Origin of the sequence: Achromobacter sp. ACM01, assembly GCF_014851745.1 — a bacterium.
Classification (GTDB): Bacteria; Pseudomonadota; Gammaproteobacteria; order Burkholderiales; family Burkholderiaceae_B; genus Achromobacter; species Achromobacter aegrifaciens.
Genome location: NZ_JACVAF010000004.1, coordinates 309,113 through 321,060, shown reverse-complemented (window position 1 = coordinate 321,060; position 11,948 = coordinate 309,113). Strand labels below are relative to the sequence as shown.

The following is an 11,948-nucleotide window of genomic DNA, read 5'->3' as shown; positions in this document are numbered from 1 at the left end:
TCGGACCCGACGCGTTCAGGATTTGCGTCCGGCCCGAGGATGCGCCTGGTCGTAGGCGCGGGCCAGGTGCTGGAAATCCAGCCGCGTATAGATCTGTGTGGTGGAGATGTTGGCGTGGCCCAGCATTTCCTGCACCGCGCGCAGGTCCTGCGCGGATTGCAGCACATGGCTGGCGAAGCTGTGGCGCAGCACGTGCGGGTGCACGTGCGTGGGCACGCCGGCCTGCTGCGCGATGCGCGCCAGCTGCAGTTGCACCACGCGCGGCGAGATGCGCCGACCGCGCGCGCCCAGGAACAACGCGGCTGCGTCCTCGGGCTGCGCCGTGAAGGGCGTGAGCTGCGGGCGCGCCGCGATCCATTTGCGCAGGGCGGCCAGAGCCGCCTGGCCCACCGGCACCGAGCGGCGCTTGCCGCCCTTGCCCAGCACGATGACCTCGGCCTCTTCCAGGCTCAGCCAGCCGCGCGATTCGTAATTGCCGGAGCGTTCATAGCGCAGGTCCAGCCCGACCAGCTCCGACAGCCGCAGGCCGCTGGAATAGAGCAGTTCGAACATGGCCTGGTCGCGCAGCGCCGCGGGTTCGTTCGCCACTTGCGCGGGCGCGCGGTCCAGCAAGGCCTGGGTCTGCTCCACGGACAGGGCCTTGGGCAGGCCGCGCGGCGCCTTGGGGGCGCGCACGCCGGCCACCGGATTGCCGGCCAGCTCGATGGCCGGGGCCCACCATTGATAGAAGCCACGCCAGGCCGCCAGCGTGCGCGCCAGGCTGCGGGGCCCGCGGCCCTGGGCATGCAGGCGCGCCACGAACTGGCGGATGTGGCCGTTGCCGATCTTGTCCAGCGGCAGCTTGGCCTGCTCGGCAAGTTCGCGCAGGAAATGCAGTTCGCGGCGATAGCCGTCCAGTGTGTGGGGCGAGTAGCGCCGGTTGGTTTCCAGATGGCGCAGCCAGGCGCTCATGGCGTCCGGCAGGGGAGTATCGGGCGGGGCCGCGTCTTGCGCTTGCGTGGCTGTCGGCATGGCGTCCGCCCGTGTCGCCGCTAGGCCTTGGGCGAGGCCGGATTCAGGCGATGCAGCGCCGCGGAAGCCAGCTGGCCGATGGATTCCAGGAAGGTCGTGCCCATTTCAGGCGTGAAGCGCTCGGCGTCGTCCGAACCCAGCACCAGCAGGCCGACGGCGGGGCCGTCCGCTTCCAGGCGCAGCGGCACCAGCGCCAGCGACTTGGGCTTGGCATCCAGCCAGCCGGCCGCTTCGAATTCGGTGTCGGTGCCGCAGTACGGCGTCTTCAGGCTGTCGGTAAAGGTGCGTACGTCCTGCGTGACGGGTTCGCCGTAGCCGGTTGCGGGCAGTTCCGACAGGTCCCACAGGCGCAGCGCCACATGGTTCAGCTCGAACTGTTCGGCCAGCCCCAGGGCGATTTCGCCTGGTACATGCTGCGGATCGCATTCGGACAGCAGGCGGCAGCACCACTTGGCCACATGGGTGCCGATGCTTTCGTTGGCGGTGGCGTTGCGCACGAGTTCGTTCAGGCGCCATTCGAGTTCGCGGTTGCGCTCGCGCAGCGTCAGGATCTGGCGTTCGCCCAGCGAAATGGCGCGCGAGCCATGCGGATGCGGCACCTGCAACGTGGCGAAGACGTCAGCGTGATCGTCGAAGAAGCCGGGGTTCTCTTGCAGGAAATCAGCGACGTCCTGAGCGGTAATAGCGGTATCAGTCATGGCTTATCGGTTCAGCCCCATGGAGAAGACGAGCTTGTCGATATCGACCTGCCCCGTGAAGACGGACTCGGCAGGGCCGGTCATGCGCAATTGCTCGCCGTTCCAGGCGACGGTCAGCACGCCGCCGCGCGCTTGCACGCGCACCGGCGAGTCCAGCAGGCCGCGGCGGATGCCGGCCGCGACGGCGGCGCAGGCGCCCGTGCCGCAGGCCAGGGTTTCGCCGGCGCCGCGTTCGAACACGCGCAGGCGGATGTTGTTGCGATCCACGATTTGCATGAAGCCGGCGTTGACGCGGCGCGGGAAGCGCGGATGGGTTTCGATCAGGGGACCGAGAACGGACACGGGCGCGGTGTCGACGTCGTCCACCACCTGCACGGCGTGCGGATTGGAAATCGCCACGGCGGACAGCGCGACGGTGCGCGGCAGGCCGGCGGGCGCGTCCAGTTCCAGTTCCCACAGCGTGTCCTGGCCTTCGACCCGCGCGGCGAGGCCAGCGGTGTCGAACGGCAGCGCGGCGGGCTCGAAGCGCGTGCTGCCCATGTCGACGGTGACCTGCTCGTCGTCGCCCTGATCCAGCACCAGGATGCCGGTGGCGATTTCGGCGCGCAGCGGGTTGCGGTCGGACAGGCCCTGCTCGTGCACGAAGCGCACGAAGCAGCGCGCGCCATTGCCGCAGTGCTCGACCTCGCTGCCGTCGGAATTGAAAATGCGGTAACGGAAATCGGCATCGGGCCGGGTCGCGCGTTCGACCAGGAGGATCTGGTCGGCGCCGATGCCGAAATGCCGGTCGCCCAAGGCGCGGGCGCGCTCGGGCGTCATTTCGATGGTCTGGCGGACCCCGTCGAGCACGACGAAATCGTTGCCCGCGCCATGCATTTTGGTGAAGTTCCAGTTCATCACTGGATTATCGCCCATATTGGGGCGCGAGCTGCGGACTCAGTAGAGTTTGGGTTCGCCCGGCGGACGGGTCTTGAAGCGGCGATGGACCCAGTAGTACTGGCTGGGGCAGCGGCGCACCCAGGATTCCAGCTCGCGGTTCAGGCGCGCGGTGGCGTCTTCCAGCGATTCGGTCCCGGGGAAGTCGGCCAGCGGCGGCAGCACTTCGACGTGGTAGCGGCCGGTATCCGGGTTCCAGAAGTCCAGGATGGGCAGCACGGCGGCATCCCATTTCTTGGCCAGCTGGGCGGTGGCGAGCAACGTCGCCGCAGGCACGCCGAAGAACGGCGCGAAGGTGGCGCCCTGGCGGCCGAAGTCCATGTCCGGCAGGTAGTAGACGGGGCGGGGCTCACGCAGGTGGCGGATCAGGTCGCGCACGCCGTCCTTGCGGCTGACCAGAAAGACCTCGTTGAAGCGCTTGCGGCCGGCGGCCACGATGGCGTCGACCTGGGGATCGCTTTGGGGCGTGTACATGGTGGCGGCGCTGGGCACCTCCATGGTGAGCCGCGTCGCGGCCGCGTCCAGCCCGATGAAATGGGGCGCCAGCAGGATGACCGGGCGGCCCTGCGCGGTCAGCGCGTTGATGCGGTCCGCGCCAGTTTGCGTAACCATGTCTTTGATGGCTTCGGGCGTGCCGTACCAGAGCACGCCGCGGTCGACGATGGATTGCGCCAGCGCGCGGAAATGGTCCGCGACCCACTGTTCGCGCACGTGTTCCGGCTGGTCGGGAAAGCACAGTTCCAGATTGCGGCGCACGATGCGGGCGCGCGACTTGGCCAGCCGCGGGGCCAGCCAGCCCAGGGTTGCGCCGATGCGCTGCCGGGTCGACGGCTTGATGCGGCCGAACCATTTCAACAGGGATGTCAGCGCGCGCGTTTTGAAATCAGTCATGGTCGGTAATAGGGAGCGGACAGGGCGCGGTGGTTCAGCTTGCCGGAGTAGCAGCGTCGGCGGCGGGAGCCGGCGGCGCGCCGCGCGGCGTCTTGTAGCGGTTGTAGCTCCAGAGGTATTGCTCCGGGCAGCGGCGGATCAGCGTTTCCATGGCGGCGTTGAGCAGCGCGGCCTGCTCGGCGGCGTCGGCGGGCAGCGGCTCGGGCACGCGCACATAGTGGATGCGCCAGCCCCGGCCTCCCGGCAGTCGTTCGCCTGCGGTCAGGATGATGGGTACGCCCGTCTGCGTGGCCAGCTTGCCGGGGAGCGTCATGGTGTAGGCCATGCGCCCGAAGAACGGCGCCCAGACGCCGTCGCCCACGCTGGGCGCCTGGTCGGGCAGCATGCCGACGGATTCGCCGCGGCGCAGGGCGCGCACGAATTCGCGCACCCCCTGCATGGTGGCCGGCACGGCGTTGACGGCCGAGGTGTTGCGCGCGGTTTCCAGCAGCGGGGCCAGGACGTCCTTGCGCGGCGGCCGGAACATGACGGTCATGGGCATCTGGCGGGCCAGGTAGCGCGCGGTGATCTCGAAGCAGCCCAGATGCGGCGTCAGGAACAGGATGCCGCGGTTCTCGGCGCGGGCCGCGCTGACCACGTCGTTGTCGTCCGAGATCACCTGGGCCAGGCTTTGTTCATTGCGGAACCAGACCCGCGGGCTCTCCAGGATCATGGCGCCGATTTCGCCCGCCGCGCGTCGCGCGAAGGCCGGATCGGGGTAGCCGGCCTGGGCCGCGTTGGCCTGCAGCCGCCGGCGGTACTTGCCCGGCCAGGCGTAGATCGCACGCCCGGCCAGCCGCCCCACGGCGTGCGCGACGGAAAGGGGCAGGGCGGCGAATGATCTGAACAGGAAGAGCAGCATGCGGCAGAAAAATGGGACGGACAGAAAGTGCGCCTGGGTCTGGGGCTATATGCATACGTCCCCCAGCTTTGGCGGCAGAACCGCATTTTCGCTTAAAATAGCGCAGTCGCCGAGTTAACCGACAACTTGCGGGGCGACGGCAAGGGTACAGCGCTTTGCGCGCCTCTTGCCAAATCCGCTAAAGCGTCGCGCCCAGATTTGCGTATGTCTTGCGGTCAGGGGTGCAACGCGCCTCGTGAACCTATGCGCCGGCAACGCCGGCCACCAAGGACGCATCTGTGGCCAACAACGACTTTCTCTTTACTTCCGAATCCGTCTCCGAAGGGCACCCCGACAAGGTTGCCGACCAGATCTCCGACTCGATCCTGGACGCGATCTTCACGCAGGACCCGAATGCGCGCGTCGCAGCCGAGACCCTCTGCAACACCGGTCTGGTAGTGCTGGCTGGCGAAATCACCACCACCGCCAACGTCGACTACATCCAGGTCGCGCGCGACACGATCCGCCGCATCGGCTACGACAACACCGAATACGGCATCGACTACAAGGGCTGCGCGGTGCTGGTCGCCTACGACAAGCAGTCGCCGGATATCGCCCAGGGCGTGGACCGCAGCTCCGAGGACTACCTGAACCAGGGCGCGGGCGACCAGGGCCTGATGTTCGGCTATGCCTGCGACGAAACCCCCGACCTGATGCCGGCCCCGATCTGGTACGCGCACCGCTTGGTGCAGCGCCAGAGCGAACTGCGCAAGGACGGCCGTCTGCCGTGGCTGCGTCCCGACGCCAAGTCGCAGGTGACGTTCCGCTACATCGACGGCCGCCCGGCTGAAGTCGACACCGTTGTGCTGTCGACCCAGCACGCGCCCGAGGTCTCGCAAGAGACCATCCGCGAAGCGGTGATCGAAGACATCATCAAGCCCAGCTTCCCCGAAGGCCTGATCACGCCGCAAACGAAGTTCCTGGTCAACCCGACCGGCCGCTTCGTCATCGGCGGTCCGCAAGGCGATTGCGGCCTGACCGGCCGCAAGATCATCGTCGACACCTACGGCGGCGCATGCCCGCACGGCGGCGGCGCGTTCTCGGGCAAGGATCCTTCCAAGGTCGACCGCTCGGCCGCCTACGCCGCCCGCTACGTGGCCAAGAACATCGTGGCCGCCGGCCTGGCGCGCCAGTGCCAGGTGCAGGTCAGCTACGCCATCGGCGTGGCCGAGCCCATCAACATCACCGTCTACACGGAAGGCACGGGCGTCATCCCCGACGACCAGATCGCCAAGCTGGTGCGCGAGCACTTCGATCTGCGTCCGAAGGGCATCGTCAACATGCTGGATCTGCTGCGCCCGATCTACGCCAAGACCGCGGCCTATGGCCACTTCGGCCGTTCCGAGCCGGAATTCTCGTGGGAAGCCACGGACAAGGTGCAGGCGCTGAAGAAGAGCGCGTAACCTTCCTGGCGCTTGAATAAGAAAAGCCCCCGCGAAAAAACGCGGGGGCTTTTTCATTGCGGCAGGGACCTTACAGTCCCCAGGCCGACAGATCGGGCCGGCGCAGCTTAGGCGCCAGCACCGGCTCCAGCGCCGCGGCGCAATCCAGCATTGCCGCGTCGCCGCCTGCCGGCGCCAGCAACTGCACCGCCATGGGCATGCCTTCGGCATCGAAGCCCACGGGCAGCGAGATGGCGGCCGCGCCCAGGAAGTTGGCGGGACGCAGCAGCTTGCCCAGTCCGGCGTGGCGCGTATCGTCGGCGTCCAGCGCTTGCGCGGCCTGGTCGCAGGCGGGCATCAGCAGGGCGTCCAGGCCTTGCATCGCTTGCGCGAACGCGGCCATGTCGGCGGCGCGGCGTTGCAGCGCGGCTTCGTAGTCGGCCTGCGCGATCCGGCCGCCGGCCGCGATGCGCTTGCGCACCACTTCCCACAGCGGCGTGGCCGGGTCTTCGGCCAGCGCGCCGTAATAGCGGTAGGCCTCATAGGCCAGCACCAGCGAGTTGTCGTCGGCCATGCGGGCAAAGGACAGGGCCGCGGGCGGATGCCAGGGCGTGGGCGTGTAGCCGGCCCGCGCCAGGTTTTCCTCGGCTTCGCGCCAGGCCCGCAGGCCGGCGTCGGCCAAGGAAGCGGGCCAGGCGTCGGGCGCCAGCACCGCCACCGGACCGGGGGCGCGCGCGGCGGGCTGGCGCAAGGCGGCGATGGCGCTTGCGGGAAATTCCAGCGTGGCCGCGTCGCCGATGTCGGGGCCGGCCAGCAGTCGGGTGAGCAGCCGGGCATCCGCCACCGTGCGTGTGATCGGACCCAGCACGTCCAGCGTGTCCGACAAGGGCAGACAGCCGGCGCGGCTGATCACGCCGGTGGACGGCTTGTAGCCCACCAGGCCATTCAGAGCCGCCGGCGCGCGCACCGAGCCGCCGGTGTCGCCACCCAGCGCCAGCGGCGCCAGGCCCGCGGCCACGGCCACGCCGGCGCCGCTGGACGAGCCGCCCGGCGCGCGCGCCGTCTGCGCGTCCCAAGGGTTGCGCGCCGTGCCTTGGGTGGGGTTCTGGCCCGACAGGCCAAAGGCGAACTCGGTCATGCGGGTCTTGCCCAGCACCACCATGCCCTGGGCGGCCAGCTTGTGCAGCGGCACCGCCGTTTCACCGCTGATCCGGCCTTGCAAGGCAAGCGAACCCAGGCTGGCGCTGACGCCGTCCCATTGCACGCTGTCCTTTACCGCCACGGGCACGCCGTGCAGGGGACCCAGCACAATGCCCGCGGCCAGCAGGCGGTCGGCGGCGTCGGCCTGGGCCAGCGCGCGCTCGGCCGTGACTTCACTGTAGGCAGCCAGCGCGGGGGCGCGCTCGATGCGGTCCAGGAAGTGGGTGGTGACCTGGCGCGAACTCAGTTCGCGCCGGCGGATGGCGCCGGCCAGGGCCTGGGCGTCTTGGAAGTGCAGGGCGGTGTCTAGTGCTGGCATGGGTCTCATCGGAAAAGAAAAAGCTTTCCGGTCCCGCGGGAACCGGAAAGCGCTATTGCGTGACGTTCGTTCTCTCTGCTTACTTCAGGCTCTGGCCCTTGGTTTCCGGCATGCGGATGAAGGTGATCAGGGTGATCACGGCGCCCGCCAGCACGTAGTAGAAGAACCAGCGCTCCATGCCCTTGCTTTGCAGCCAGGTCAGCAGGTAGGGCGTGGTGCCGCCCAGCAGGGCCACGACCAGGTTGTACGGCGTGCCGATGCCGACGGCGCGCACGCTGGTGGGGAACTGTTCCGACATGATGGCCGGCGCGATCGAGGTGTACATGGCGTACAGCACCAGGCCGAACAGCTCCACCGCCAGGATCGAACCGAACGACGGGCCCAGCGTGGTCATCAGCGGATAGAAGAACACCAGGTAGCCGGCGGCGAAGAAGATCAGCTGCGGCTTGCGGCCGATGCGGTCGGACAGGATGCCGAACAGCGGCTGCACCAGCATGAACACGATCAGCGCGACGGTGTTGGCGGCGAACGCGGTCTTTGGGTCGGCATGCACCTGGCGGATGGCGTAGGTGGGCACGTAGGCCACGAAGATGTAGAACGCGAACGTGGTCAGGATGGAGAAGCCCACGATGCGCAGCACTTCACGCGGATGGTCGCGCAGCAGCGTGCGCAGCGGCTGCTTTTCGACGCCAGCCTTCTTGGCGTGCGAGAACGCTTCGGTCTCCGGGATCGAGCGGCGGATCCACATGCCGGCCAGGCCGCCCAGCGCGCCCAGGAAGAACGGAATGCGCCAGCCCCAGGCGGCCATCTCGACCTTGGTCAAGGTCGAGGTCAGCACCCAGCCGATGGCCGAGGCGGCCAGGATGCCCACGGCGGCGCTGAAGAACACGAAGCTGGAATAGAAGCCGCGCTTGTTGGGCGGCGCCATTTCCGCCAGGAAGGTCGTGGCCGAGGCATACTCTCCGCCCAGCGACAGGCCTTGCAAGAGGCGCGCAGCGGTCAGCAGCAGCGGCGCGGCCAGGCCGATGGAGGCGTAGGTGGGGGTGACGGCGATGATCAGCGAGCCGCCGGCCATCATCAGGATGGTCAGGCCCAGCGCGGCCTTGCGGCCGTAGCGGTCGGAGAAGATGCCCAGCAGCCAGCCGCCGACCGGACGCATGAAGAAGCCCACCGCGAAAATGCCGAAGGTCGCCAGCAGGGCCGTGGTTTCATTGCCTTCGGGGAAGAACTGGCTGGAGAAGAAGATGGCGAAGGACGCGTAGATGGTCCAGTCGAACCATTCGACGGCATTGCCTACACTACCGGCCAGAATGGTGCGCGAGCGGGAAACGGGCGCGGTGCCGGCCGAGGCGGCTGCCCCCTGCGGCTTGCGCAGGGGCGCTGAAGTGCTGCTCATGAAAACCTCAAATAAGAATTTATTTTTGGTCAAAAAGACCGTTTAATTTTGTGTTTTTATCAATGCGCGAACGTTAATTTAATGAATATGGACACGTCAAGTAAGGGTAAGCCCCTAGCTCCGGGGCTGGACGACACCGATCTCGCCTGTCTCATCGCGCTGCAGGCGGAGCCGCGTGCGTCCTGGCGCGAGCTGGGAGCCGCCACCGGCATTCCCGAGCGCACTGTCGCGCGCCGCATCAAGCGCCTGATGGATGCCGATGCCCTGCGTGTCATCGCGGAACCCGATCCCCTGGCCACCGGCCGCGGCGTGGTGCTGCACGCCTGGGTGCGCTGCCGGTCGGGCCGCGTGCCCGAGGTGGCCGATCAGCTGGCGCGGCTGGACCTGAGCCAGCTGGTGGTCACGCTGGCCGGTTCGGCCGACCTGATGGCCGAGCTGACGCTGGCGGACGCGGCCGACATGCCGGACGTGGTCACGCGTGTGCTGCCGTCCATCGACGGGGTGGAGCACGTGGAGGCGCGGCTGGTGTTGCGGCCGTTCCGGCGCGCCGGCCAGTGGCGCATCCAGGCCCTGCCCGATGCGGCGGCGGCCGAGTCCGCCATGGCGCAGCCGCCCGCGGCGTTGACGGACGCCGAGCAGCGCATGGTGGCCTGGCTGATGCGTGATGGCCGCGCCAGCCTGGCCGAACTGGCCGAGCAGGCTGGAGTCAGTGAACCCACCGCGCAGCGTCTCTTGCACAACATGGTGGAGCGCCGCGCGCTGAGTTTCCGTGTGGAAGTGGAGCCGGCGCTGGTCGGCTTTCCTGTGGAGGCGGTTATCTCCGTGCAAGTGCGCCCTCAAGCCGTGGACGCGCTGGCCGCGCATCTGGCGCTGGATCCCAACACCCGCTGCCTGTTCGGCACCAGCGGCGCGTCGCAGCTGTTCTGGCACGTGCTGTGCCGCGACAGCCTGCACTTGTGGGACGTGGTGACGCGCCGCCTGGGCGAGCTGGATGGCGTGTTGAACAGCGAAGTCGGCGTGGTGATGCGGGCGCACAAGCGCTGCGGCATCGTGCGCGCCGGCGCGCGGCTGGGGGCGGACGCGTAGCGTTGCGTCCCCGTCAGTGCGGAATATGACGCCGCGTGTTCACCAGACCGCGTCGTCCGAACCGGGCGCACGCAAATGCCGGGCGAAGCGCTGCGACAGGAACTCCACGAAAGCGATCGTCTTGGCCGGAAGGTTCAGGCGTTCGGGATACAGCGCGTGGATGTCCGCGGGCGGCGTGCGCCAGTCGGCCAGCACCGCGCGCAGGCGGCCGGCGCGCAGGTGCTCGGCCGTTTCCCATTCCGAACGCATGACGATGCCGTGACCGTCCAGCGCCCATTCCAGGGCGCTTTGCCCGTCGTTGGAACTGAGCGGACCGCGCACTTTCACTGTCTCCGCGCGCTGGCCCGATTCCAGCCGCCAGGTGCCGTAGGCCACGTCGTTCTCGCGCACCACGATGCAGCGGTGGCGTTGCAGGTCGCCCGGCGCGCGCGGCTCGCCATGGATTTCGAGGTAGCGCGGCGACGCGCACAGCAGCCGCCGATTGGAGGCGATCTTGCGCGCGGTCAGGCGCGCATCGGGCAGGTCGCCAAAGCGCACCGCCACGTCGAAGCCTTCCTCGATCAGGTTCAGCGGCCTGTCGGTCAGCCGCATCTGCACTTCCACTTCCGGGTACTGGCGGGCGAAGTCCGACACGGCGGGCACGATGTGGGCGCGGCCGAAGCCGAACGTGGCGTTCAGCCGCAGCAGCCCTTGGGGACGGGCGCGGGCGCTCGATACGGAACGTTCCAGCGCCTCCAGGTCCGTCAGGATGCGTGCGCCCTCGGCCAGATATAGCTCACCTTCCTGCGTGACGCTGACCCGGCGGGTGGTGCGGTTCAGCAACCGCACGCCCAGGCGCTGCTCCAGCTTGGCCAGGCGCGTGCTGACCGCGGGCGGCGTCAGGCCCAGTTCGCGGGCGGTGGCGGACAGATTGCCGTGCTTCACTACCAGTGAGAAGAAGGCGAGATCGGAGAGGGCGTCCATGCGCTTATTTATAAACTGAATTTAATAAAGCTTTATCTGGATAAGCAATTATAAGAAGAAGACCCGCTTATACACTGGCCTCACCACTAAAGAGCCGCCTGCGCGGCCAACCGAGGAGACCAGGAATGAAGATCAACAAAGCGGCCGGCGTTCTATGCGCGGCCATTGCCGCATCCTGTTGGACCCAACCGGCCGCCGCCGCCGACGCCTTTCCCCAGCGCGCCGTGACGCTCATCGTGCCGTTCGCGCCCGGCGGCAGCGTGGATATCGCCGCGCGACTGATTTCGGACGCCTGGGGCCGCGCCCTGGGGCAGAGTGTCGTGGTGGAGAATCGCGCTGGCGCTTCCGGCAACATCGGCATGGCCGCAGTGGCGCGCGCCGAGCCCAACGGCTACACGCTGGCCGTCAACACCATGTCGCTGGCGATCAACCCGGCGCTGTTCCAGAACATGCCGTTCGACACAGCCAAGGACCTGCGTTCGGTCGGCACGATAGGAACGTCGCAGCACGTGCTGACGGTGACCAACCAGTTGCCCGTGGCCAATGTGAGCGAGCTGCTGGCCTATGTGCGCGCGCGGCCCGCCAACGACCTGAGCTTCGGTTCGGCAGGCACGGGCAGCACCTTCCACATGGCCGCGGAACTGTTCAAGTCGGTGTCCAAGACCCAGATCCTGCACGTGCCCTACAAGGGCGGCGGCCCGGCCATGGTGGACACCATCAGCGGCCAGGTGCAGATGAGCTTTCCGGTGCTGTCCGCAGCCAAGCCACAGGTCGACGGCAAGAAGCTCAAGGCGTTGGGCGTGACCGGCACCACGCGTTCGCCGCTCTTGCCTGACGTGCCCACCATCGCCGAATCCGGGCTGCCCGGCTACGAGTTCAACACCTGGTTCGTGATCAGCGCGCCCGCGGGCACGCCGCAAGCCGTGATCGACACGCTGAACGCCAAGCTCGAACAGGCCCTGCGTTCGCCGGAGCTGGCGCAGCGCATGGGCCGCGAGGGCTTCGATCCGCTGATTTCCTCGCCCGCCAAGACGGACGCCATGGTAGCCGCCGAGATGACGCGCTGGGCTGGCATCGTCAAGGACGCCGGCATCCAGGCCAACTGACCGGGCCGCAAGACCCAACT

11 protein-coding genes are annotated in these 11,948 nt (G+C 68.1%); 3 read left to right on the top strand and 8 right to left on the bottom strand.

Annotated features, from left to right (window positions below):
• Window positions 1-15: 15 nt before the first annotated feature.
• Genes xerC through IB268_RS21860 form a run of 5 tightly spaced genes read right to left on the bottom strand, consistent with a single transcriptional unit; the run spans window position 16 to window position 4,437 of the window.
• A complete protein-coding gene (xerC, locus tag IB268_RS21880; RefSeq protein ID WP_054457032.1) occupies window positions 16-1,011 on the bottom strand; it encodes a tyrosine recombinase XerC in 996 nt (331 codons plus the stop codon).
• Between the two features lie 20 nt (window positions 1,012-1,031).
• Entirely contained in the window at window positions 1,032-1,709 is a 678-nt protein-coding gene (locus IB268_RS21875) for a DUF484 family protein (protein ID WP_054457030.1), read from the bottom strand.
• A gap of 3 nt (window positions 1,710-1,712) precedes the next feature.
• Window positions 1,713-2,624 carry a diaminopimelate epimerase gene (gene dapF / locus IB268_RS21870; RefSeq protein ID WP_192354797.1) on the bottom strand — a complete coding sequence of 304 codons (912 nt, stop codon included), beginning with the start codon at window positions 2,622-2,624 and terminating at the stop codon, window positions 1,713-1,715.
• A 21-nt stretch (window positions 2,625-2,645) separates the two neighbouring features.
• A complete protein-coding gene (locus tag IB268_RS21865; protein WP_054457026.1) occupies window positions 2,646-3,536 on the bottom strand; it encodes a lysophospholipid acyltransferase family protein in 891 nt (296 codons plus the stop codon).
• 34 nt (window positions 3,537-3,570) lie between these two features.
• Window positions 3,571-4,437: a lysophospholipid acyltransferase family protein gene (locus IB268_RS21860; protein WP_054457024.1), complete on the bottom strand. Its 867-nt coding sequence runs from the start codon at window positions 4,435-4,437 to the stop codon at window positions 3,571-3,573.
• 278 nt (window positions 4,438-4,715) lie between these two features.
• Here IB268_RS21860 and metK point away from each other — a divergent pair, with 278 nt between their 5' ends.
• Window positions 4,716-5,879 carry a methionine adenosyltransferase gene (gene metK, locus IB268_RS21855; protein WP_059374170.1) on the top strand — a complete coding sequence of 388 codons (1,164 nt, stop codon included), beginning with the start codon at window positions 4,716-4,718 and terminating at the stop codon, window positions 5,877-5,879.
• A gap of 70 nt (window positions 5,880-5,949) precedes the next feature.
• Here metK and IB268_RS21850 read toward each other — a convergent pair whose 3' ends face one another.
• Both IB268_RS21850 and IB268_RS21845 read right to left on the bottom strand, forming a co-directional pair.
• Entirely contained in the window at window positions 5,950-7,377 is a 1,428-nt protein-coding gene (locus IB268_RS21850) for an amidase (RefSeq protein ID WP_054457019.1), read from the bottom strand.
• 79 nt (window positions 7,378-7,456) lie between these two features.
• Window positions 7,457-8,773, bottom strand: coding sequence for an MFS transporter (locus IB268_RS21845; RefSeq protein ID WP_054457017.1), 1,317 nt, complete (start codon window positions 8,771-8,773; stop codon window positions 7,457-7,459).
• Window positions 8,774-8,854: 81 nt separating this feature from the next.
• On the opposite strand from IB268_RS21845, the gene IB268_RS21840 reads away from it, so the two are divergent.
• Window positions 8,855-9,859, top strand: coding sequence for an Lrp/AsnC family transcriptional regulator (locus IB268_RS21840; RefSeq protein ID WP_192354796.1), 1,005 nt, complete (start codon window positions 8,855-8,857; stop codon window positions 9,857-9,859).
• A gap of 39 nt (window positions 9,860-9,898) precedes the next feature.
• On the opposite strand, the gene IB268_RS21835 is transcribed toward IB268_RS21840, so the two are convergent.
• A complete protein-coding gene (locus IB268_RS21835) occupies window positions 9,899-10,822 on the bottom strand; it encodes a LysR family transcriptional regulator (RefSeq protein ID WP_054457013.1) in 924 nt (307 codons plus the stop codon).
• 125 nt (window positions 10,823-10,947) lie between these two features.
• Here IB268_RS21835 and IB268_RS21830 point away from each other — a divergent pair, with 125 nt between their 5' ends.
• On the top strand, window positions 10,948-11,928 hold the full coding sequence (locus tag IB268_RS21830) for a tripartite tricarboxylate transporter substrate binding protein (RefSeq protein ID WP_054457011.1): 981 nt from the start codon (window positions 10,948-10,950) through the stop codon (window positions 11,926-11,928).
• Window positions 11,929-11,948: the final 20 nt, after the last annotated feature.